At 72.2% G+C, this 20,443-nt stretch carries 21 protein-coding genes; 13 read left to right on the top strand and 8 right to left on the bottom strand.

What is annotated here, in order from left to right; all coding sequences use genetic code 11:
- Nucleotides 1-31: 31 nt before the first annotated feature.
- Nucleotides 32-1,330, top strand: coding sequence for a styrene monooxygenase/indole monooxygenase family protein (locus ACIRO3_RS01910; protein ID WP_404131568.1), 1,299 nt, complete (start codon nt 32-34; stop codon nt 1,328-1,330).
- On the opposite strand, the gene ACIRO3_RS01905 is transcribed toward ACIRO3_RS01910, so the two are convergent.
- From ACIRO3_RS01905 to ACIRO3_RS01895, 3 genes are all read right to left on the bottom strand, one after another.
- A complete protein-coding gene (locus tag ACIRO3_RS01905; RefSeq protein ID WP_404131566.1) occupies nt 1,243-2,457 on the bottom strand; it encodes an NlpC/P60 family protein in 1,215 nt (404 codons plus the stop codon). The two genes, ACIRO3_RS01910 and ACIRO3_RS01905, sit on opposite strands and share 88 nt — an antisense overlap.
- Nucleotides 2,458-2,611: 154 nt before the next feature.
- A complete protein-coding gene (locus ACIRO3_RS01900) occupies nt 2,612-3,058 on the bottom strand; it encodes a hypothetical protein (RefSeq protein ID WP_404131564.1) in 447 nt (148 codons plus the stop codon).
- The gene (locus tag ACIRO3_RS01895; protein WP_404131562.1) at nt 3,058-3,447 is read right to left on the bottom strand and encodes a DUF6325 family protein; all 390 of its coding nucleotides are present in this window, start codon (nt 3,445-3,447) and stop codon (nt 3,058-3,060) included. The genes ACIRO3_RS01900 and ACIRO3_RS01895 overlap by 1 nt, the downstream gene beginning before the upstream one ends.
- Nucleotides 3,448-3,551: 104 nt before the next feature.
- Between ACIRO3_RS01895 and ACIRO3_RS01890 the strand changes: the two genes are divergently transcribed.
- Complete coding sequence (locus tag ACIRO3_RS01890) at nt 3,552-4,928, top strand: FtsW/RodA/SpoVE family cell cycle protein (RefSeq protein ID WP_404131560.1); 1,377 nt, start codon at nt 3,552-3,554, stop codon at nt 4,926-4,928.
- The gene (locus ACIRO3_RS01885; protein WP_404131558.1) at nt 4,925-6,385 is read left to right on the top strand and encodes a penicillin-binding transpeptidase domain-containing protein; all 1,461 of its coding nucleotides are present in this window, start codon (nt 4,925-4,927) and stop codon (nt 6,383-6,385) included. Before ACIRO3_RS01890 ends, ACIRO3_RS01885 begins: the two co-directional genes overlap by 4 nt.
- A 32-nt stretch (nt 6,386-6,417) precedes the next feature.
- On the opposite strand, the gene ACIRO3_RS01880 is transcribed toward ACIRO3_RS01885, so the two are convergent.
- Complete coding sequence (locus ACIRO3_RS01880) at nt 6,418-7,527, bottom strand: ferritin-like domain-containing protein (RefSeq protein WP_404131556.1); 1,110 nt, start codon at nt 7,525-7,527, stop codon at nt 6,418-6,420.
- A gap of 188 nt (nt 7,528-7,715) precedes the next feature.
- Between ACIRO3_RS01880 and ACIRO3_RS01875 the strand changes: the two genes are divergently transcribed.
- The 3 genes from ACIRO3_RS01875 to ACIRO3_RS01865 are packed head-to-tail and all read left to right on the top strand — an operon-like array spanning nt 7,716 to nt 9,704.
- Nucleotides 7,716-8,654: a diiron oxygenase gene (locus ACIRO3_RS01875; RefSeq protein WP_404131554.1), complete on the top strand. Its 939-nt coding sequence runs from the start codon at nt 7,716-7,718 to the stop codon at nt 8,652-8,654.
- A gap of 29 nt (nt 8,655-8,683) precedes the next feature.
- Entirely contained in the window at nt 8,684-9,397 is a 714-nt protein-coding gene (locus ACIRO3_RS01870) for a helix-turn-helix domain-containing protein (protein WP_361771175.1), read from the top strand.
- A gap of 10 nt (nt 9,398-9,407) precedes the next feature.
- On the top strand, nt 9,408-9,704 hold the full coding sequence (locus ACIRO3_RS01865) for a hypothetical protein (protein ID WP_404131552.1): 297 nt from the start codon (nt 9,408-9,410) through the stop codon (nt 9,702-9,704).
- Between the two features lie 46 nt (nt 9,705-9,750).
- Here the strand turns inward: ACIRO3_RS01865 and ACIRO3_RS01860 are convergent, their stop codons facing one another.
- The 3 genes from ACIRO3_RS01860 to ACIRO3_RS01850 all read right to left on the bottom strand — a co-directional run bounded on the left by ACIRO3_RS01860 (nt 9,751) and on the right by ACIRO3_RS01850 (nt 12,757).
- Nucleotides 9,751-11,022, bottom strand: coding sequence for a histidine kinase dimerization/phospho-acceptor domain-containing protein (locus ACIRO3_RS01860; protein ID WP_404131550.1), 1,272 nt, complete (start codon nt 11,020-11,022; stop codon nt 9,751-9,753).
- On the bottom strand, nt 11,019-11,825 hold the full coding sequence (locus tag ACIRO3_RS01855; RefSeq protein WP_404131549.1) for a hypothetical protein: 807 nt from the start codon (nt 11,823-11,825) through the stop codon (nt 11,019-11,021). Before ACIRO3_RS01855 ends, ACIRO3_RS01860 begins: the two co-directional genes overlap by 4 nt.
- A 323-nt stretch (nt 11,826-12,148) precedes the next feature.
- Complete coding sequence (locus ACIRO3_RS01850; RefSeq protein ID WP_404131547.1) at nt 12,149-12,757, bottom strand: hypothetical protein; 609 nt, start codon at nt 12,755-12,757, stop codon at nt 12,149-12,151.
- Nucleotides 12,758-13,092: 335 nt separating this feature from the next.
- On the opposite strand from ACIRO3_RS01850, the gene ACIRO3_RS01845 reads away from it, so the two are divergent.
- Together ACIRO3_RS01845 and ACIRO3_RS01840 are read left to right on the top strand one after the other, a co-directional pair.
- Entirely contained in the window at nt 13,093-13,914 is an 822-nt protein-coding gene (locus tag ACIRO3_RS01845) for a nuclease-related domain-containing protein (RefSeq protein ID WP_404131545.1), read from the top strand.
- 83 nt (nt 13,915-13,997) lie between these two features.
- Nucleotides 13,998-14,147 carry a Ku protein gene (locus ACIRO3_RS01840; RefSeq protein ID WP_404131543.1) on the top strand — a complete coding sequence of 50 codons (150 nt, stop codon included), beginning with the start codon at nt 13,998-14,000 and terminating at the stop codon, nt 14,145-14,147.
- 83 nt (nt 14,148-14,230) lie between these two features.
- Here the strand turns inward: ACIRO3_RS01840 and ACIRO3_RS01835 are convergent, their stop codons facing one another.
- Complete coding sequence (locus tag ACIRO3_RS01835) at nt 14,231-15,259, bottom strand: Ku protein (RefSeq protein WP_404131541.1); 1,029 nt, start codon at nt 15,257-15,259, stop codon at nt 14,231-14,233.
- Between the two features lie 277 nt (nt 15,260-15,536).
- Between ACIRO3_RS01835 and ACIRO3_RS01830 the strand changes: the two genes are divergently transcribed.
- The 5 genes from ACIRO3_RS01830 (at nt 15,537) to ACIRO3_RS01810 (ending at nt 20,439) form a co-directional block, all read left to right on the top strand.
- Nucleotides 15,537-15,959 carry a hypothetical protein gene (locus tag ACIRO3_RS01830; protein WP_404131540.1) on the top strand — a complete coding sequence of 141 codons (423 nt, stop codon included), beginning with the start codon at nt 15,537-15,539 and terminating at the stop codon, nt 15,957-15,959.
- Nucleotides 15,959-17,389, top strand: coding sequence for a hypothetical protein (locus ACIRO3_RS01825; protein WP_404131538.1), 1,431 nt, complete (start codon nt 15,959-15,961; stop codon nt 17,387-17,389). Before ACIRO3_RS01830 ends, ACIRO3_RS01825 begins: the two co-directional genes overlap by 1 nt.
- Nucleotides 17,386-17,904 (top strand): hypothetical protein, encoded by a 519-nt coding sequence (locus ACIRO3_RS01820; RefSeq protein ID WP_404131536.1) that lies wholly within the window; start codon nt 17,386-17,388, stop codon nt 17,902-17,904. The genes ACIRO3_RS01825 and ACIRO3_RS01820 overlap by 4 nt, the downstream gene beginning before the upstream one ends.
- Before the next feature lie 757 nt (nt 17,905-18,661).
- The gene (ligD, locus tag ACIRO3_RS01815) at nt 18,662-19,546 is read left to right on the top strand and encodes a non-homologous end-joining DNA ligase (protein ID WP_404131535.1); all 885 of its coding nucleotides are present in this window, start codon (nt 18,662-18,664) and stop codon (nt 19,544-19,546) included.
- 5 nt (nt 19,547-19,551) lie between these two features.
- On the top strand, nt 19,552-20,439 hold the full coding sequence (locus tag ACIRO3_RS01810; protein ID WP_404132312.1) for an ATP-dependent DNA ligase: 888 nt from the start codon (nt 19,552-19,554) through the stop codon (nt 20,437-20,439).
- Nucleotides 20,440-20,443 lie beyond the last annotated feature (4 nt).

Here is a 20,443-nt window from a genome sequence, read left to right as displayed (position 1 = left end):
GGCGGCCTGACAGACCCGAATCGAGAACGTGATGCGCAAGATACTCGTCGTGGGAGCCGGCCAGTCCGGTCTTCAGCTCGCCCTCGGACTCCAGTCCAAGGGGTACGAGGTCACCCTGATGTCCAACCGGACGGCGGACGAGATCCGCACCGGGCGGGTCATGTCCACGCAGTGCATGTTCGACACGGCGCTCCAGCACGAGCGGGACCTCAGGATCAACTTCTGGGAGCAGCAGGCCCCCCGGATCAAGGGCCTGGGCGTCTCGGTCGCCGCCCCGGACGGCAGCCGGGCCATCGACTGGCTCGGCCGGCTCAAGGGGGACGCGCAGTCCGTAGACCAGCGGGTGAAGATGGCCGGCTGGCTGGACACCTTCGCGCAGCGCGGCGGGCAGCTGGTCGTGCACGGGGCGTCCGTGGCCGACCTGGACTACTTCTCCCGCACCTACGACCTGGTCCTGGTCGCCGCCGGCAAGGGCGAGCTGGTGTCGATGTTCGAGCGGAACGCGGCGCGGTCCCCCTACGACGCGCCGCAGCGCGCGCTCGCGGTCAGCTACGTGCACGGCCTGGGGCCCCGCCCCGAGCACCCGCAGACGGAGGCCGTGCGCTGCAACCTGGTGCCGGGCGTCGGCGAGCTGTTCGTCATGCCGACCCTGACCACGTCGGGCCGCGCGGACATCCTGTTCTGGGAAGGCGTCCCGGGCGGCCCGCTCGACGCGTTCAAGGGCACGACGGACCCCTCGGCGCACCTGGCGCTCACGTTGGAGCTCATGGAGCGGTTCACGCCGTGGGAGTACGCGCGGGCCACGAAGGTGGAGCTGACCGACGCGGGCGCCACCCTCGCCGGCCGGTACGCGCCGGTGGTCCGCAACCCGATCGGCCGGCTGCCCGGCGGCGGGCTGGTGCTGGGCGTGGCGGACGTGGTCGTGGCGAACGACCCGATCACCGGGCAGGGCTCCAACTCGGCCGCCAAGTGCGCCGCCTCGTACCTCTCGTCGATCCTCATGCACGGGGACAAGCCGTTCGACGAGGCGTGGATGAAGGCCACGTTCGACAAGTTCTGGTTCACGACCGGCAAGCCGGTCACCCAGTGGTCCAACGCGATGCTGGGCGTCCCGCCGGAGCACGTGCTGAACCTGATCGGCGCGGCCGGGCAGCTCCAGCCGGTGGCGGATCGATTCGCCAACGGCTTCGACAACCCGGCCGACTTCGACGCGTACTTCTACGACCCCGAGGACGCGGCCGACTACCTGGCGGAGGTCACGGCCGCCGCCGCGGGAACCGCCTCCGCCGCGGGAGCCTCCCCCGCCGCAGGGGCCTCCTCCGCCGAATAGCCGGTGTCGTCCCCCGCCGCGGCCGACTCGGCCAGTCGCGGCGGGGTGTACGCGGCGAGCGGTGTCCCGCCCGCGTCCGGCCGGACGGCGCCGAGGACCGGATTCGCGGCGATCGGCGACACCTTGACGGTGGCTCCCGGGCGGGGTGCCTGGATCACCTTCCCGTCCCCGACGTACAGCGCCACGTGCGTGGCGGTGGGGAAGTACACCACCAGGTCGCCCGGGCGGAGCCGGTCCAGGGGGACCCGCGGCAGCCGGGCCCACTGGTCCTGGCTGGTCCGGGGGATCGCCCGCCCGGCGTGCTCCCAGGCCCGCGAGGTGAGCCCCGAGCAGTCGAAGGAGCCCGGGCCCTCCGCGCCCCAGACGTACGGTTTCCCGATCTGCGCGGCCGCGTACGTGAGGGCCTCGCCGCCCGCGGCCGTCGGCGTACGGGCGCTCACCGCCCCCGGGGAGCCGAGCCGGCCCGAATCCACCAGTTCCCGCTGCGCGGCGGCGGTGTCCGCGGCCTCGCGGCCGTCGAGCTGAGCCAGTTGTTCCGCGCTGAGCGAGGCCAGCAGTCGTTCGACCTCCTTGAGCCGGCCCGTGACCTCGTCCCGGTGGCGCTTCTGCTCGGCGGTCAGCGCCTGTTGGGCGTCGAGGGCCTTGCGGGCGGCGCCGGCCAGGGCCCCGGCACGCTGTTCGCCCCGCTCCAGCCGGGCCAGTACGCCGGCCGTCCTGGCCCCCTCGCGCGCGGCGAGCCGGCGCTGGTCGGCGGCGTTCTGGACGTCCCCGAGGAGCAGCATGCGGACGTGCGGGGGGATGCCGGCGCGGGAGCCCTGGTACTGCTCGCGGGCCAATCGGCCGACGACGGCGCGCTCGGTCAGGAGCGCGGCCCTGGCCTTGGACAGCTCGGTGGTGGAACGGCGTTCGTCGTCCTGCCGGGCCTTGAGGGCGACCTCGGTGGAGTTGTAGGCCTCGGCGGCCTGTTCGGCCTTCTGGTACAGGCCCTGCAGACGGGTGAGCAGGACGCCGACGGGCTCCGCGGCGGGGGCGGTCGGCAGCGGTTCGGCGTGGACGAGGGGCGGGGAGCCGGCCGTGACGAGGACGGCGGCGGCGACACAGACGGCACGGAGCAGTCGAATTGTCATGTAATCACCTCCGGGGCGGCCGATGGTGCCACGCCCGGTATGACGAATCCCCCACGCGGGGCGGGCGCGGCGGCCCCGACCACCCGTCCGGCCCACGCCGTTCCCCCGAACCCCGAACCCCGAACCCCCGGCCAGGGGCGCGGTCCACGGCACGTCAGCGGCCGAGCAGGCGGCCCTTGGCGTTGGCGAACTCCTCCGGGGTCAGCAATCCTTCGCGCGCGAGGTCGGCCAGTTGTGCCAGATCCGACACGAGGCCACCGGCGCCGGGCGGCCCGTCCGCCGCGCGCACCGCGTCCGCCGGGGCGGCGTCGATGTCGCCTCCGGGGCGGCCACCCGATCCGGGCCGGTCGTCCGGGGCCGGCTCCGCCGGGACAGCGCCGCCCTCGTACCGATCCTCGTGCCGGTCCTCGTACCGGTCGTCGTACCGATCCTCGTGCCGGTCCTCGTACCGGTCGTCCGGCGCGGCGGGGGCGGTGGGACGCGCGGCGTGCCGCCCGGGGTCCGGGGCGCCCGCGGCCCGTGCCAGGAGGCCGCGGAGCAGCGGTCGGCCCGGGGGCCGGTCGGCGCGGGCCGGCGTGGTTCCCACGGGTCTGATGAACATCAGGCCACCCCGACCCGCTCGGTCGGGATCCGGACCGACCCGGCGATCCGTCCGCCCGCCGCGCGTACCGCGACGGCCGCGTCCTCGGCCCACACGTGCTCGACGACCAGCAGCAGCGCGCAGCTCCCGAGGTCCAGGAGTTCCGCCGCCTCGCGGACGTCCTCCGGGCCGATCAGCCGGGCGGCCTCCCGGTGCGCCAGCAGGCCCCGCAACTCCACGAACTCGTCGAACTCGGATGCCATGACCTCCCCGGACGCCGTCCGCGTGGCCACGAGGCCGTCGATCAGTCGCACCACCCCGGCCTTCCGGAGCCCCATCACGGCCTCGACGGCCGGGACGCGCAGCTGTTCCTCCGGAAAGGCCAGGACGATGAACTCCACAGGACCCATGGGGCGAGACTCCCGATTCCGATGGTTCCGACCGTTTGTGACGACTCTTCGGCACTCTATGACATAAACGGACATTCACCCCGCGCCCTTGCTACGTTTCCCGTATGACCGCTCTGACGGCGAAGGTTGCGGAGCCCGCCCCGCCCCCACCCCGCGGCGACCGCGCCGCCAAGCGCCGCGGCGTCGAGCTCGCGCTCCTCATCGGGGCGGTCCTGATCTCCGTACTCGGTCACCTCCACGTCGGCTACGCGACCACCGGCCGGCTCCCCGAGGGCTCCTCGCACTACGCCGCGGGGCTCTTCGGCGCCGCCCTGCTCGCCCACCTCGCCGTCCGCTTCGCCGCGCCCCACGCCGACCCGCTGGTGCTGCCGATCGCGTTCCTGCTCAACGGCCTCGGCCTCGTCCTCATCCAACGGCTCGACCTGACCACCCCCCACCACGTCACCGCCGGGGACCAACTGCGCTGGTCCGCCCTGGGCGTCGTGCTGTTCGTGCTCGTCGTCGGGCTGCTGCGCGACCATCGGGCGCTCCAGCGGTACGCGTACCTGTCCGTCGCCGTCGCCCTCGTGCTGATGCTGGTGCCGGTCTTCTTCCCGGCCGTCAACGGGGCCCACATCTGGATCCGCCTGGCGGGCTTTTCCTTCCAGCCCGGGGAGTTCGCCAAGATCCTGCTCGCCGTCTTCTTCGCCTCCTACCTCGCCGCGAACCGCACCGCCCTCGCCCTGGGCGGCCGTCGGCTCTTCTGGAAGCTCAAACTGCTGCCCGGCCGGGTCCTGGGGCCGATCCTCACGATCTGGCTGCTCAGCGTCGGGGTGCTGATCCTGGAGCGGGACCTCGGCACCTCGCTGCTCTTCTTCGGCCTCTTCGTGATCATGCTCTTCACGGCCACCGGCCGGATCGGCTGGATCGCGATCGGGCTGCTGCTCGCGGCCGTCGGCGCCTACGCGGTCGCCACGTTCGAGCCGCACGTGCACGGTCGCGTGGACGACTGGATGAATCCTTTCGCCTCCATCGAGCGCGGCGAGGGCCCCGGCCAGCTCGCCCAGTCCCTCTTCGCCTTCGGCGCCGGCGGGCTCCTCGGCGCCGGCCTCGGCCACGGCCAGTCCTTCCTCATCGGGTTCGCCGCCAAGTCCGACTTCATCCTGGCCACCGCCGGCGAGGAGCTGGGGCTGGTCGGCCTGACCGCGATCCTGCTCCTCTACGGGCTCCTCGTGGACCGCGGCTTTCGCGTAGGGCTCGCGCTGCGCGACCCCTTCGGGCGGCTGCTCGCCACCGGACTCGCCTCGATCCTCGCGCTCCAGGTGTTCGTCATCACGGGCGGGGTCACCGGACTGATCCCGCTCACCGGCATGGCCATGCCTTTCCTGGCCCAGGGCGGCTCCTCCGTCGTCACCAACTGGATCATCGTCGCCCTGCTGATCCGACTCGGCGACCACGCGCGCCGGCCCCAGGCCGCGCAACGGGAGGAGGTCGCCGGATGATCCGGTACATCCGCTGGTGCGGGTACTTCTGCGCGGCGCTGATCGTCGCCCTGCTGTGCAACGTGGCCCGGGTCCAGGTCTGGGAGTCCGCCGCCTACGGCGTCAACCCGGCCAACAAGCGCCCCGCCATCGAGCGGTACGCCGAACCGCGCGGGGACGTCCTGGTCGACGGCCGACCCGTCACCGGCTCCCGGGACAGCGGCCAACTGCTGCGCCACGAAAGGACGTACGCCAACGGGCCGCTCTACGCGCCCGTCACCGGCTTCGCCTCCCAGACCTACGGGACCAGCTTCGTGGAGCGCGCCGAGGACGACATCCTCGCGGGCACCGACCCGGGGCTCTCGGCCTTCCCGCTCTGGTACGACCTGGCCCGCGGCCGCCCCGCCGGCGGGAACGTCGCGACCACCGTCCGTGCCGCCCTGCAGAGCGCCGCGTACACCGGCCTGGCCGGCCGGCGCGGCGCGGTCGCGGCCCTGGAGCCGGCCACCGGCAGGATCCTCGCGCTGGTCAGCAGCCCCTCGTACGATCCGGCCCTGCTCTCCGGCACCGGTACGCGGGTCAAGGCGGCCTGGGAGCGGCTGAACGCGGACCCCGCCAAGCCGATGCTCAACCGGGCGCTGCGCGAGACGTACCCGCCCGGCTCCACCTTCAAGATCGTGACCGCGGCGGCCGCCCTGGAGGCGGGGGTGGTCACCGACGTGGACGCGCCCACCGAGACCCCAGACCCCTACCCGCTGCCCGGTACGAGCACCCTGCTGCCCAACGCCGGCACCGGTTGCGTCGACGCCTCGATGGCGGAGGCGGTCCAGTGGTCCTGCAACACGGTCATGGCCAAGATCGGCGTACGGGTCGGCCTGGCGGGGATGGTGCGGGCCGCCCAACGCCTCGGCTTCAACGACGACACCCTGCGGGTGCCCTCCTGGGTGTCGCGGTCGAACTTCGACACCGACATGAGCCCGGACCAGCTGGCCCTGTCCTCGATCGGGCAGTTCAACACGAAGGCCACCCCCTTGCAGATGGCGATGGTCGCGGCCGCCGTCGCCAACGGCGGGGAGCTCAGGTCCCCGCACCTGGTGGACCGTACGACCCAGGACGACGGGGACCTCGTCCGGCGCGCGGACCAGCACACCCTGGGTCGCGCGATGAGCCCGGGCACGGCGGCGCTGATGCAGGAGCTGATGGTCAAGGTGGTGCGGGACGGCACGGGCCGCAACGCCGCGATCCGCGGCGCGACGGTCGGCGGCAAGACGGGCACCGCGCAGCACGGCGTCGGCAACGCGGGCACCCCGTACGCCTGGTTCATCTCCTGGGCCAAGGCCGACGGCGCCCCGCTCCCGGCCGTGGCCGTGGCGGTGGTGGTCGAGGACGCGACGGCGAACCGCCGCGACATCAGCGGCAACAGCGCGGCGGCGCCCATCGCGCGGGCGGTCATGGAGGCGGCGCTGAGGAAGCCCTAGCCGGTGGCGACCGGGTGTGCGCGCCGCCGGGCCTACGCGCTCTCGGAGCCCTGCGCGACGGCGTCGGCCACCTCCGCCACCCGCTCCCGCTCCTCGGCGGCGAACCGCTCGCGGTCCAGGGTCTCGGCGATCTCCTCGTCCTGGCTCATCAGCAAGTCCAGGTTGGAGTCGCCCATCTCGAAGACGCCCATGTCCAGGTAGGCCTTCTGGAGCCGTTCGCCCCACAGCCCGATGTCCTTGACGCACGGCACGATCCGACTGAACAGCAGCTTCCTGAAGAGGTGCAGGAACTCCGACTGCTCGCTGAACTCCTCGGCCTCCTTGCGCGGGATGCCGAAGTTCTCCAGCACCTCCACCCCGCGCAGCCGGTCCCGCATCAGGTGACAGCCCTCGATCACGAACTCCTCGCGCTCGCGCAACTCGGCGTCCGTCAACTGCCGGTAGTAGTCCCGCAACGCCATCCGGCCGAAGGCCACGTGGCGGGCCTCGTCCTGCATCACGTACGCGAGGATCTGCTTGGGCAGCGGCTTGTCGGTCGTGTCGCGGATCATCCCGAAGGCCGCCAGGGCCAACCCCTCGATGAGGACCTGCATCCCCAGGTACGGCATGTCCCAGCGGGAGTCGCGCAGGGTGTCCCCGAGCAGCCCCTGGAGGCTGTCGTTGACCGGGTAGAGCATCCCGACCTTCTCGTGCAGGAAGCGGCCGAAGACCTCCGCGTGCCGCGCCTCGTCCATGGTCTGGGTGGCGGAGTAGAACTTCGCGTCCAGGTCCGGCACGGATTCCACGATGCGCGCCGCGCACACCATCGCGCCCTGTTCGCCGTGCAGGAACTGGCTGAAGTTCCACGACGCGTAGTGCCGGCGCAGCTCGCCCTTGTCCTTGTCGGTGAGCTTGGCCCAGTGCCGGGTGCCGTACAGGGTCAGCGCCTCGTCGGGGGTGCCGAGCGGGTCGTACGGGTCCACTTCCAGGTCCCAGGCGATGCGCTTGGCGCCGTCCCACTGCTTGTCCTTGCCCTTCTGGTACAGCGCGAGCAGCCGCTCCCGGCCGCCGTCGTAGTCCCAGCTGAAACGGGCCGCGCCGGTGGCCGGAACCTGCCAGACGGCCTCGCCCGGGGCCGTGGTGTAGAGCTCGTGCGTCGACATTGACGCCCCTTCGTCTCACGTACTTCCGTGCAAGAGCGGACAGTTGGCAGCGTCACACGTTGGTAGACACGGGGTCAACAAGTCGTGCGCGGGGGATTGACGACCTTGCTGACAAGCAGTCTCATAAGCAGTGACCGCCGGTAACCCGCCCGGCGGCGACCCCACACGACGGGCGAGGTGCCCCCGCGATGACGACCACGACCGACCGCACGGATCGCCGGGTCCTGCAGGACGCGCTCGGCCTGCTCAAGGACCGCGAACAGATCGCCGAACGACTGCTCGAATCCTCGGCCAAGCACTCCTTCGACCCCGACAAGGAACTCGACTGGGACGCCCCGCCGATCGACGGCAAGTACTACTGGCCGCCCGAACTGCTCTCCCTCTACGACACCCCCATGTGGAAGCGGATGGGGGAGGAGCAGCGCATCGATCTCTCCCGCCACGAGGCGGCGGCCCTCGCCTCGCTCGGCATCTGGTTCGAGATCATCCTGATGCAGCTGCTGGTCCGACACATCTACGACAAGTCGCTCACCAGCAACCACGTCCGCTACGCGCTCACCGAGATCGCCGACGAGTGCCGGCACTCCATGATGTTCGCCCGCATGATCCAAAAGGGCGGCGCCCCCGAGTACCCCGTCTCGCGCGCGAACCACAACCTCGCCCGCGTCCTCAAGACGATCTCCACCACCCCCGGCTCCTTCGCCTGCACCCTGCTCGGCGAGGAGATCCTGGACTGGATGCAACGGCTGACCTTCCCGGACGAGCGCATCCAGCCGCTGGTGCGCGGCGTCACCCGCATCCACGTCATCGAAGAGGCCCGGCACGTCCGCTACGCCCGCGAGGAACTGCGCCGGCAGATGCTGACGGCCCCGCGCTGGGAACAGGAACTCACCCGGATCAGCTGCGGCGAGGCCGCCCGCGTCTTCTCGCTGGCCTTCGTCAACCCCCAGGTCTACGACAACATCGGCCTCGACCGCCACGAAGCCGTCGCCCAGGTCAAGGCCAGCGGCCACCGGCGCGAGGTCATGCAGACCGGAGCCAAGCGGCTCACCGACTTCCTCGACGACATAGGAATCCTGCGCGGAGTCGGCCGCCGGCTCTGGCAGAGCTCCGGACTCCTGGCCTGAGGCGCCGCCCCGGGGACTACGCTGCGGGCATGACCGTACGCGCGTACCGCAGGCTGAGCGTCGAGGAGCGACGGGCCCAACTCCTCGACGCGGCCCTGACGCTGTTCGCGCACCGGGCCCCCGAGGAGGTCTCCCTCGACGACGTGGCCGAGGCCGCCGGAGTCTCGCGCCCCCTCGTCTACCGCTACTTCCCCGGCGGCAAGCAGCAGCTCTACGAAGCGGCCCTGCGCTCCGCGGCCGAACTCCTGGAGCAGTGCTTCGCCGAACCCCAGGCCGGCCCCCTCACCCGGCGGCTGTCCCGGGCCCTGGACCGCTACCTGGCCTTCGTCGACGAACACGACGCGGGCTTCTCCGCCCTGCTCAACGGCGGCAGCGTGGTGGAGACCTCCCGCACCACGGCCACCGTCGACGGCATCCGCCGGGCCGCCGCCCAACAGATCCTCGTCCACCTCGGCGTGCCGGACCCCGGCCCGCGGCTGCGCATGATGGTCCGCACCTGGATCACCGCCGTCGAGGCGGCCTCGCTGATCTGGATCGACGAGGGCAAGCAGCCCGGCGTACAGGAGCTGCGGGACTGGCTGCTGGACCAGTTCATCGCCCTGCTCACCGCGACCGCCGCCACCGACCCGGAGACCGCGGCCGCCGCCCGCACGGCCCTGTCCCTGGAATCCGCGGACGGGCCGGTCGGGCTGCTGGCCCGGCGCGTGATCCCCGTGGTGTCCGAGGCCGCCCACCTGCTGTGACACTGGAGTGGTGAGAAGCCAACCCACCCCCTTCGAGGGCGGCCCGATGGACGGCCGGACCCTCCCGATCCTCCTCGGCCCGACCGGGCACCCCGCCAAGTGGTACGAGATCCCGGTCCCCGCCCCGGACGGCGGCGCCCCGACGGTCCTGCTGTACGAGCGCGTTCCGGCGGGCTACTCGAAGCGGCTCGGCCTCCAGAAAGGCTGGAAGTACACCTTCGTCCCCTCGGGCACCCGGCCCAAACCCCGCTGGCCCTGGACGAGGACCCCACCCCCCGAAACCCCGGACACCCCTCCCCGGGGCTGAATCGGGCAGGCGTGTCCGGGCCGGCGGCGCACGTCGGCCCGAGCCCTCACCCCTCACCCGCCGACGAAGGCGCGGGAACGGGAAGGGTGACCACCGCCAACGCCCCGCCCCCCGTCCCGCGCCGGAACTCCAACCGCGCCCCGATGACGCGGGCCTGTCCGACCGCGATGGTCAGCCCCAGCCCGTGCCCCTTGCCCGAGCGGGAACCCGACCCGCTGCGGAAGCGTTGCGGCCCGTGCGCGACCAGGTAGTCCGGGTAGCCGTCGCCGTGGTCCCGTACGGTCACCACTGGCCCGTCCACCGTCAGGACCACCGGCGCCCGCCCGTGGTTGTGCGCGTTGGCCACCAGGTTGGCGAGCACCCGTTCCAGCCGCCGCCGGTCCGTCTCCACGTGCGCGTCCCGCACGACGACCACCTCCGTGTCCGTCCCCGAGGCCCGCACCACCCGGCCCGCGAGCCGCGCGAGCTGGTGCAGGTCGCTCTCCACGGTCTCGCTGCCCGAGTCCAGCCGGGAGATCTCCAACAGGTCCTCGGTGAGCCGGCGCATCGTACGCACCCGCTCCTGGACGAGCTCCGTCGCCCGCCCCTGCGGCAGCAGTTCCGACGCCGCCTGCAAGCCCGTCAGCGGCGTCCGCAGCTCGTGCGCCACGTCCGCCGTGAACCGCTGCTCGCTCATCAGCTTCGCCTGGAGACTGCCCGCCATCGTGTCCAGCGCGCCCGCCACCGTCGCCACCTCGTCCTGGTGCCGCGCCGGGTCCCGCGTGCGCGGGTCGCGGACCCGCGCGTCCAGGTCCCCCTGGGTGATCCGCCGGGCCACCGTCGCCGTCTGGTGCAACCGCCGGGTCACGCGCGTCACCGCGAACGCCCCCACCAGCAGCGTGCCCCCGATCGCCAACAGGGAGGAGCCGGTGATCGCGTGGTCCAGGCCGCTGATCGTCCGCGCGCTCTGGCCGTAGTCGACGGCGGTGGCCAGGGCCCGGCCGTCCGCCGGCCCGGCCGCCCACATCGTCGGCCGGCCGTCGTACGTGCCCACGACCGTCCCCCGCCGGCCACCGACCGCGAGTTCGCGCAGCGACGGCGGCAACTGCGCCGGGTCCAGCCCCGAATCGGGCGGCAGGGCCTCGCCCGCCTCGTACGCGCGCGACGCGTCGCGCAGCTTCTCCAACGCCTTGTCGCGCGCCGTCCCGACGGTCTGCCGGGTCACCTCCACGTGCACCAGCGCGCCCAGCACCGCCGCCAGCGAGCAGCACATGATCACGATGAAGCACGCGGCCTTCCAGGTCAGCGTCGCGGTCCACGCCGGCAACCGGCGCCTCACGACGAAGCCGCCCCGCCCGCGCTACCCGGGCCGCTCGCGCCACTCGCGCCGCTCGCGTCAGAGGGCGAAACCGTCCCGCGGTCCGGGCTCGGGCTCGGGGACGGGCTCGGGCTCGACGGTTGAGGGCGCGCCGGCCCCGGCACCCGGACGATCTGCTCGCGCGTGGGCAGCATGCTGCGCTGTTTGCCGTCCCAGGACCAGGCGGTGATCAGCTCATAGCCGTTGTTGCCGCTCGGGGCCCGCAGGATCACGTCCCGGCCCGCCAGTTCCACGCCGATCACCGTGTCGATGGTCGCCATGATCCGGTTGAGTCGACCGTCGGGGTCAGCCGTGTAGGCCCGTACGGACAGCATCCTGTCGGGCAGCTCGATCCCGACGACGATCTCGTCCCTCCCGTTCCCGGTGAGGTCCCGGTAGTACGGGCTCAGGACCGGACACTTCCCGGCCGGCTCCTTCCCGCACGCGAGGACCGCGTCGGCGGTCTCCCGCGGCATCCCGTCCGGACCGACATCGGCGTTCGGACGGGCGCGCAGCTCCGCCTGGACCAGCGCCACCGGGTCGACCGCGTGCACGTCCTGGTTCTCGACCCGGGGCAGCCCCGGTACGTACTCGGGCGGCGCGCCCCCCGGATCGGCGGGCGGCACCACGGCCCCCTGCCGCCCCGGCCACAGGTTCACGGGCCCGCTCGCCGTCGGGGTCGGCCCGGCGGCGGCCAGTTCGCCGGCGTCGCCACAGCCCGCCGTCAGCAACAACAGGGCGGGCAGCAGCGGGACGGTGCGCTTCCGGAAGGGAAGGGCTTTCACGGGGCGGGCCATCCTCTCCGCGGCGGGCCGGTGACGGTCGTTTCCCGTCAACCTTATGCAGAGAAACATCCCTTTTGCTCATGCGTCCGTCCGGTGGACTCCGGCCGGACGCCGGGCGCCCTCCGGGCCCACCCCCGCCGACCCTGGGGCGCGCTCCCGTCCGGCTTCCGGGCCGAGCTCTTCCGGCTTCCGGGCCGAACTCTTCCGGCTTCCGGGTCGATCCGGACCACCGCACCGGCCCGCCGCACCGGGGCGTCAGCCCTCCGAACGACCCTGCCCCACCGGGGCGTCAGCCCTCCGTACGTCCCCGCCGCACCGGGGCGTCAGCCCTCCGTACGTCCCCGCCGCACCATCGCGAAGCCGAGCCCGGCGGCGCCGACTGCCGCGATCCCGCCGCCCGCCGCGAGCAGCAGCACGCCCTCTCCCGGCCCGTCCGCCAGGGTGTTCAGGCGCAGCGCCCCGGCGGTCCCGCCCGCGCCCGCCCCAGCCAGGGACCGCGGCGTGTGCGCCGAGACGGGGACGGCGTTCCCGCCGCGCGTCCCGGTCTTGTGGCCGTCGCCGAACAGGGCGTGCGACGCGCCGGCGGGGCGGGTGTCACCGACCCAGGACGTGAGCCGGCCGTCCGCCCGCAGCGAGACGTGCAGCTCGCCGGTACCGCCGACGTCGGTCGCCCCGTCCCGGCCGGCGAGCGTGGCGACCCGGGTGCCGTCGCGCAGGATCTCGGCCTCGTAGGCGTCGCCGGCGACCCGGTAGACCCGCGCCAGGGACTCGCCGTCCGCCAGGGAGAGGCTCTTGACGAGGGTCCGCTGCCCGGTGGGCGCGGCCGGCGCCCCGTCCGCGAGCGCGGCGGCGGCGGGCAGTGCCAGGAGGCTGCCGGCGCATGCGGTCACGGCGGCTGCGCGAACGAGACTGCGACGGCTGACGGTGCTCACGGGGGTCCTTCGTTGCGGGTCGGGCCCTGACGGGTCCAGGTGGGCTCGGGCGGGCTCGGGCTCGCCGGGGCCCGCTCGGGGCTTGTTCGGGGCTTGTTCAGGTGACGTAAACGTAGGCGTCCGTCATTGCGGTACGGCGGTGCTTCTGTAACAGCGACCCGACGGGGTCCCGTCGGAGTCGTTACACGGACCGTGACACGGGCCCGGTGCACGGGCGCCGGTGCGGCCGCCCGTGCGCCCGCGTCCCGCCCGCGTCCCGTCCCTCGCCGCAGGCCCGGCAGGGGGATTGCCCGGCGGCCCCCGGCCTGCTCCCATGGACCGCGGGGGTGAGGGCGATGCCCGGACTCAAGGTGCTGCCGAGCGGCCGGCCCGGCCGAGGTCGGCTGTACGTCAACCTGCCCGACGGCGAGGCGGTCGCCTGGTACGACCGGCGGACCAACCGGGTCAGCCTGCTGTCGGACACCCGCCGCGAAGCGGTCCTCACGGCCCTGCGCCCGTACCTGACCGGCGACTACACCGTCGGCCCGCCCCCGGCCCCCACGGCCGCCGACCTGCTCCGCCTCGCCCTGCCCCCGGACGAGGACCTCGCCCCGAACCGGCCGGGGGAGCCCCTGGTGGGCGAGCTGACCCACGGCTCGCCGGACGCCCGGACCCGGCACCGGATCCGGGTGGAACTCCAGGCCCTGGAACGGATGGGCGCCGAACTCGACGCACTGGAAACCGAGGACTGTCGGGTCCTGCACGCCGTCCCGCTGCCCGACGGCGGCCGCATCGACCACCTGCTCATCGGGCCGCCCGGCGTCTTCTGCGTCCGCACCGTCCCCGGCCGCCGCCGGCGCGCCCGGATCGGGGACCTCCTGCTCACCGTGGGGCGCGGCGAACCCGGCCCGGAACCCCGGTCGGCCCGCCTCGCCGCCGCGTACGCCACCCGTGTACTGACGGCGCCGGTTCTCGCGGCACTCGCCCTCGTCGAGGCCTCGCGGGTCGAGGTGGCCCCCGCCCTTCGCGACCTGCGGATCCTCCAACCCGGCACCGTCGCGGCCCACTTCGCCGCGGCCGCCGTCACGCTCAAGCCCCCGGACGTCGACGCCCTCTTCGCCCTCGCCCGCGACACCCGCACCTGGCTCCGCCCCGCCGGACGGCGGCCCGGCTCCTGAGACCGGCCGGCCCCGCCCGCGTCGAGTGTCGCGCTCCGGCTCCTCGGCATGGCCTGAGGGCCTCCCCAGGGAAGGAGCGCGGCATGAGGGCTACCTGGAAGGGGGCCATCTCGTTCGGGCTGGTCACGATCCCGGTGCAGCTCTTCACGGCCACGGAGGAGCACGACATTCCGCTCCGCCAGGTGCACGGGAAGGACGGCGGTTCTCCGGGGTTCACGGCTGTAGCGCGCTGATCTGGGCCACGTCAGGGCAGCTCAGAGCCGATCGGGTGACCGGGTCGGTGTGCAACAGGTGTGGCGCGGGAGTGGGCCCGGGTTCAGGCGGAGGCCCGCTTGGTGGTCTTCTTCGCAGCGGTCTTCTTCGTGGTGGCCTTGGCCGTGCTCTTCGTGGCGGCAGTGCTCTTCTTCCCGCCCGATTCCTTCAGTGTCGCGGCGGCCTTTTTCGCCGCGGAGCCCGTTGCCTTCCTGGCCGGGGCCGCCTTCTTCGCCGGAGCCTTCTTCGCGGTCTTGCGGACAGGCAGGGTCCGGACCTCGGCGTCCGTCCCCTCGGCAGCACCGCGCTCCCCGCGCGACTCCCTGGCCGCTCGGACGCTGCTCTCCAGGGCGGCCATGAGGTCGATGACCTTGCCGCCCGTCGGGGCGGCTTCCTCTTCGTGCGATAGCTCGACACCCTGAAGTCGGGCTTCGATCACCTGCTGGAGAGCTTTCTGGTACTCGTCATGCAGCGTGGACAGGTCGAAGTCCTGGGACAGCATGTCCATGAGGGACCTGGCCATTTGCAGTTCCTGGGGCCGGATCGTGACGTCCCCCTCCGGCGCGACGCCGGTGGCAGGCCGGACCTCGTCGGGCCAGAGACAGGTCTGCAGCACGAGCGTGTCCTCGTGCACTCGGAGAACGGCCAGAGACTCTCTCGACCGGATGGCGATCTTTGTGACGGCAATCTGCCCGGATTCGGTCAGAGCCTGCTTGAGCAGGGCATAGGGCTTGTCTGCCGCGCGGTCGGAGGTGCCGACGTAGTAGGCCTTGGAGAACATCAGCGGATCGATGGTCTCGGCATCGACGAAGGCCAGCACGTCGATGAGCTTCTTGCTGGGGAGGGGGAGGTCGGCGAGGTCTTCTTCGGACAGCATGATCATGCTGCCGTCCGGAGCTTCGTAGCCTTTGGTGATCTCTTGGTAGGGGATCTCGGCATCCTCGGCTTCACATACGCGCCGCAGCCGCACCCTGGAGCCGTCCTTCTCGTGCACCTGGCGAAGCGGGATGTCGTGCTCCTCCGTGGCCGTGAAGAGCTGGACCGGGATCGTGACCAGCCCAAACGATATGGCGCCCTTCCAGGTCGCTCTCATACCGGCTCTCCTTCCCTGGGACCCTCAGGCTAAGCCGAGGTCAGACGCCGCGACACTCGGCGACTGCGCCGGCCCTGGGGCCGGGGCGGCAAGCGGTCAAACCTGCTGGGAGGGCGGTCCGGAAGCCGTGGTGATGGCCGGGACGAGGACGATTCCACGTCGGCCGCCAACGCCCACGCCGTGGCGTGATCCCGCCAGGTAGCCACGGATCGGTATGCCTGGTGGCGGGCCCGGTCGGTAGGCTGCGAACCGGGGATCAAGATCAACGGGGGTGGACATGTCATTCGACGACGAGTGGTCGCAGATCAGGACCGAGCAGGCCAAGACGCGCCTGAACCAGCTCGATGGCGGCGGGGGCGGTGGAAGCGGCAGCGAGGGGGCACCCGATCTGAAGACTTCGGCCGGTGACAAGAAGGCCGCGGCCGAGGCGATCCGGCAGATCTTGTGCCCGGACACCGCCAAGGCAGGCGACCACGCAGATGCGGCGACGACGGCCGCCCGGACCGCCTTCAGCGGCTGGGAGACGGCCTCCGCCCTGAAAACGGTCGACGAGACCTGGTCGGGTCAGGTCAAGCTGCTCTTGGGACGCCTTACCGGCGAGGCCAATGCACTGAGCGGTTCCGGCCTCCTCTTCCAGCAGCAGGATCTGGCCGTCAGGGACGGGTACCAGCAGCTTCTGGGGGGGCAGGGGCGAAGCTGATGCTGAATTACCACGAGGTCACGACTACCGACTTCACCACCCTGGGCTCGGCCGCGACGGCCTGGGATGCCATGGCGGGGAAGTTCGAGTCGCTCAGGACGACGTACGAGAAGAAGGTGCCCTCCACCACGACCAGCGGTGTGTGGCTGGGCCAGGCCCAGCAGGTTGCCGCCCCCCGCTTCGCCGTCACCCGCAACGAGTACAGCAACGCGCAGATCCAGGCACGGGCGGTTGCCGCCCTGCTCCGCGACGCCGAGACCCTGTTCACCGAGCTGCGCGGCGCGGTCAAAGCCGCCGTGGACGAGGCGGTGGCCGCCGGGATGAAGGTCAGCGAAGGCGGGTACGCCTCGTTCGACTTCTCCAAGGTCGACGCCGCCACCGCGAACGCCGCCCGGCACGATCCCGATCTGGCCGTGGTGGAACGTTCCTGGACCCACCGGATCCAGCAGGCCGTGGACGCCTTCGAGGAGGCCGACCACGGCGTGAAGCTCGCGCTCGTCGACGCCGTCACCGACACGAACTTCAACGACGGCACCTTCGGCGGGTTCAACGGAAGCCGCCCCTACCCGTCCCTGGCAGCCGCGGCCAAGGCCGAGAACATCCCCAAGGACCGTGCGAAAGTCGCGGATTGGTGGCGCAGCCTGGACCCGGTGACGCGCGGCATCCTGCTGGAGGAGCAGGGCGACGCCCTCAAGAAGGCCGGAATCCTTGACCCTGCCTACCAGTGGCGCCAGGCTGACCCGGGCGCGGGGGGTTTCGGGACCGAGGATCCCACCGCGCACGACTCCTACCTGCTCGCGCAGGCCGAGGCGATGATGGCCGGCGGGGATTTCATCGGAAACACCGAGGCCTCCCGCAATCTCGCGCACTATCTGGGCGGCACGGGTACGACGCTACGGCTCGACATCGACCGAGCCATGAGCGACGACGGCAGTTTCCGAGCGGCGATCGCCTCGGACATCTCCAGCCACCAGGACCAGTGGAAGCAGGAGGCACTGGACGCGTTCAAGAAGTCGGGCGGCGCGCCGGTATCGATCCCCGTGGAGACGAAGGCGGTCGGCGGCACTTTTGAGGACCGCAACTGGTACCTCGGAATCGGCTCCCACATGCGCAATGTCTCCGGGAACGTCTCGGTCGTGCCCGATGCGGACGGCCGGCCGAAGATCACCATGGATTACCAGGTCAATGTGTGGGACCGATACAACTGGGATGCGGGCAAGGAGACCCCGATCGGGCCGGTCACCATCAAGGACGCGGACATGGCCCGCCTCCACACCGTCGGTCTGGCTCAGGAATTCGACATGCAGGGCAGCAGTTCGGCCAAACGGCACGACCTGGGAAGCGCCGACGCACCGGTGGTGCCGGCAGGGGATCCCGGCCGCGACGGCACCCGCAAGGACCCCGCCCGGGGTGAGGAGGACAACCGGTGAAGTGTACGAGCTCCCTCACCATCCGCATCGCCTCCGCTGCTGTGACGGTCCTGCTGGCTCTGTCGGCCACCGCCTGCAGCAGCGCACCGAAGGCCCGCAGTGGGGGACCCGCCTGGGTCGAGGGCCAAGGAGCCCCCGAGGCCGCCGGCTTCATACACGTCCAGACACCGGCCGGCGCCACCGAGGTAAAAGGTGGGGTGCAACACGGCTTCCAGGACACCACGTACCTGATCTCGTTTACGGCACCGACGGCCGACGCCGAGACGTTCATCGCCGACCTACGCCCGGAGGAAGCCCTGCGGGCCAACACCCCGCGCGACCCCAAGACGTACACGACCATCACCCCGTGGTCTCACCTCGGACTGCCGGAGCCGGAAACCGAGCAGAAGGTCCGGACCGCTTCGGTGTGCCCGCCCTGCATCAAGGACGAGCGCAGGTCCACAGTCCAGTCCATCACCATCTTCATCCAAGACATCGGCGACGGCCGCGCGAGGGTCTACCTGAAGGCATTCTGACGTGACTCGGAGATCGCCTGGATGTCCACGATGACGTCCAGCGGGCGCGTGGGGTGGAGCATGCACTCGTCTCCACCGGGTGACTGTGACCAGGGTGTGCTTCTACCGGACGCCGGAGCGAAGGGGCGACGTGGGCGAGCTGCCAAGGTGGCTTGAGATGTGGTTTGCGGAGAACCAGGCCGAGTACCGCGCACGGGGAACCAAGGTGGTGCTGTGGCTTCGACCTGCTGATGGACCCCCTGACCGTCCAGGGCGTAAGCCGACTGCCGACGCGAAGGTCACCGCTGAAGTAGGGAGCCGGTGGGGCAACGCTGCTGTGTATGCCGAGGGCTGGGGCCATCTCATCGGGATCGATGACGTGACTGAGGCGGTTTGGCAGGCGGACCTTCGCCCCAAGTCCCACGGCGACGTTGATGTGATCGTCAGGCACCTGCCGGCCTGGGTCGCATCGACGGCTGAGGTACCGAGCTGGGCCAAAAGCCGAGAGAGCAGGTCTCGCCAAGGAGCACGGGTTCCCCGGCCGGGACCGACGCCGATCACCCGGGTCGGTTCAACGCACGGGTGAGTTCGCGATTGGCCGCTCGGGCTGCTTGCAGGTCTTCCGTCCGTTCGTCGAGCCGGTTCTGCAGATCGACTACTTGCTGCTGGAGAGTCGTGATCTGCCCCTTGCCCGCACCCGCACACCACCTGGCCCACCACCACCCGCCTGGCCCGCCCTGATCGCCCCGTTCCTCCCGATCCGTGGCAGTCTGCTGGTATGGCGCCGATCACGATGGTGGAAGGGCGCCGCATCTCGCTCAGCAACCTGGACAAGGTGCTGTACCCGGAGAGCGGCTTCACCAAGGGCGAGGTCCTGCACTACTACGCCTCCGTCGCGGATGCGATGCTGCCCCACCTCCACGACCGGCCGGTCTCCTTCCTGCGCTACCCCGACGGCCCGGACGGCCAGCTCTTCTTCACGAAGAACCCGCCCCCCGGCACACCGGACTGGGTGCGGACCACGCCGGTTCCCCGATCCGAGGACCTCACCGCCGAGCAGGTCGTCGTCGGCGACCTGCCCACCCTCATGTGGGCCGCCAACCTCGTCGTCGAGTTCCACACCCACCAGTGGCCCGCCGACGCCCCCGCCGTCGCCGACCGGCTGATCCTCGACCTCGACCCCGGCCCGCCCGCCGGTGTCGTCGAGTGCTGCGCCGCCGCGCTCTGGCTCCGGGAGCGCCTCGCCGCCGACGGGCTGCACGCGTGCGCGAAGACCTCCGGCTCCAAGGGCCTCCACCTGATCGCGCCGCTGGAACCGACCCCGTCCGAGCGCGTCTCGGCGTACGCGAAGGCCCTCGCCCAAGAGGCCGAACACGAGCTCCCGGACCTGATCGTCCACCGGATGGCCAAGAACCTGCGCCCCGGCAAGGTCTTCGTCGACCACAGCCAGAACGCCGCCGCCAAGACCACCGCCGCCCCCTACACCCTGCGCGCCCGCCCCCTGCCCGCCGTCTCCGCACCCGTCTCCTGGGACGAGGTGGCGGCCTGCCGCGACCCCGCCGAGCTGGTCTTCCTCGCCGACGACGTCCCGCCCCGGCTCGCCCGCGACGGCGACCTCTGCGCCCCGCTGCTCGACCCGAACCTGGCCGGCGGGCTGCCGTGAGCGTGATCCGGGTCGCGCTCGCCACCGCCGTCGGCGCCCTGCCGCGCGAGCCCGGCCTCGCGTACGAGCCGAAGTTCGACGGACACCGCCTCGTCATCGTGCGCACGGCCGAGGACGTGCTGCTCCAGGCCCGTTCCGGGCGGATCGTCACCGCCGCCTTCCCCGACCTCGCCGCGGCGGCGTTGATGCTGCCCGCCCACACCGTCCTCGACGGGGAGGTGGTCGTCTGGCACGCCGGACGGACGGACTTCGCGCTCGTCCAACGCCGGGCGGCCGCCACCCCCGCCAGGGCCGCACTGCTCGCCCGGACCCTGCCGGCCTCGTACGCCGCCTTCGACGTCCTGGAACTCGCCGGGCTGGACGTGCGCGCCCGCCCGTACGAACGGCGCCGCGCCCTCCTGGTCGACCTGCTGCTCCCGCTCGGCCCGCCCCTCCAGCCGGTACCCATGACCACCGACCCGGAACTGGCCGAGACCTGGTACGAGACCCTGCCCGCCGGCGGCATCGAAGGCCTCGTCGTCAAACGCCTGGACCAGGCCTACCCCGCCGGCCGGCGCGGCTGGCGCAAGCTCCGCCACACCAACGTCCGGGACGCGGCCGTCGTCGGCCACACCGGCACCCCGCGCCGCCCGCTCGCGCTGGTCCTCGTCCTCCCGGGCGAGGACGAGGAGCCGCTGGTGTCCAGCCCGCTGTCCCCGGGGCTGCGGACCGAACTGGCGGCGACCCTGGCCCGGCGCACGGAGACCGCCCCCGCCGGGGCGACCGTGACCGCCATCGGCCTCGGCGAGGTCCCGTACCGTCCGCTGGACCCGCCACTGGCGGCGGAAGTACGCCAGACCTCCGGCCGCCACCCGCCGCCGGAGGTCCTGCGCCTGCGCACCGACCTCCTCTGACGGG

Origin of the sequence: Streptomyces sp. NPDC102278 (genome assembly GCF_044766345.1) — a bacterium.
Classification (GTDB): Bacteria; Actinomycetota; Actinomycetes; order Streptomycetales; family Streptomycetaceae; genus Streptomyces.
This window is presented reverse-complemented; position numbering and strand designations above follow the sequence as displayed.

Bases quoted from the DNA above. Each gene is read 5' to 3' on its own strand.
- ACIRO3_RS01910 (WP_404131568.1), top strand. From the start codon at position 32: ATGCGCAAGATACTCGTCGTGGGAGCCGGCCAGTCCGGTCTTCAGCTC.
- ACIRO3_RS01905 (WP_404131566.1), bottom strand. From the start codon at position 2,457: ATGACAATTCGACTGCTCCGTGCCGTCTGTGTCGCCGCCGCCGTCCTC.
- ACIRO3_RS01900 (WP_404131564.1), bottom strand. From the start codon at position 3,058: ATGTTCATCAGACCCGTGGGAACCACGCCGGCCCGCGCCGACCGGCCC.
- ACIRO3_RS01895 (WP_404131562.1), bottom strand. From the start codon at position 3,447: ATGGGTCCTGTGGAGTTCATCGTCCTGGCCTTTCCGGAGGAACAGCTG.
- ACIRO3_RS01890 (WP_404131560.1), top strand. From the start codon at position 3,552: ATGACCGCTCTGACGGCGAAGGTTGCGGAGCCCGCCCCGCCCCCACCC.
- ACIRO3_RS01885 (WP_404131558.1), top strand. From the start codon at position 4,925: ATGATCCGGTACATCCGCTGGTGCGGGTACTTCTGCGCGGCGCTGATC.
- ACIRO3_RS01880 (WP_404131556.1), bottom strand. From the start codon at position 7,527: ATGTCGACGCACGAGCTCTACACCACGGCCCCGGGCGAGGCCGTCTGG.
- ACIRO3_RS01875 (WP_404131554.1), top strand. From the start codon at position 7,716: ATGACGACCACGACCGACCGCACGGATCGCCGGGTCCTGCAGGACGCG.
- ACIRO3_RS01870 (WP_361771175.1), top strand. From the start codon at position 8,684: ATGACCGTACGCGCGTACCGCAGGCTGAGCGTCGAGGAGCGACGGGCC.
- ACIRO3_RS01845 (WP_404131545.1), top strand. From the start codon at position 13,093: ATGCCCGGACTCAAGGTGCTGCCGAGCGGCCGGCCCGGCCGAGGTCGG.
- ACIRO3_RS01840 (WP_404131543.1), top strand. From the start codon at position 13,998: ATGAGGGCTACCTGGAAGGGGGCCATCTCGTTCGGGCTGGTCACGATC.
- ACIRO3_RS01835 (WP_404131541.1), bottom strand. From the start codon at position 15,259: ATGAGAGCGACCTGGAAGGGCGCCATATCGTTTGGGCTGGTCACGATC.
- ACIRO3_RS01830 (WP_404131540.1), top strand. From the start codon at position 15,537: ATGTCATTCGACGACGAGTGGTCGCAGATCAGGACCGAGCAGGCCAAG.
- ACIRO3_RS01825 (WP_404131538.1), top strand. From the start codon at position 15,959: ATGCTGAATTACCACGAGGTCACGACTACCGACTTCACCACCCTGGGC.
- ligD (WP_404131535.1), top strand. From the start codon at position 18,662: ATGGCGCCGATCACGATGGTGGAAGGGCGCCGCATCTCGCTCAGCAAC.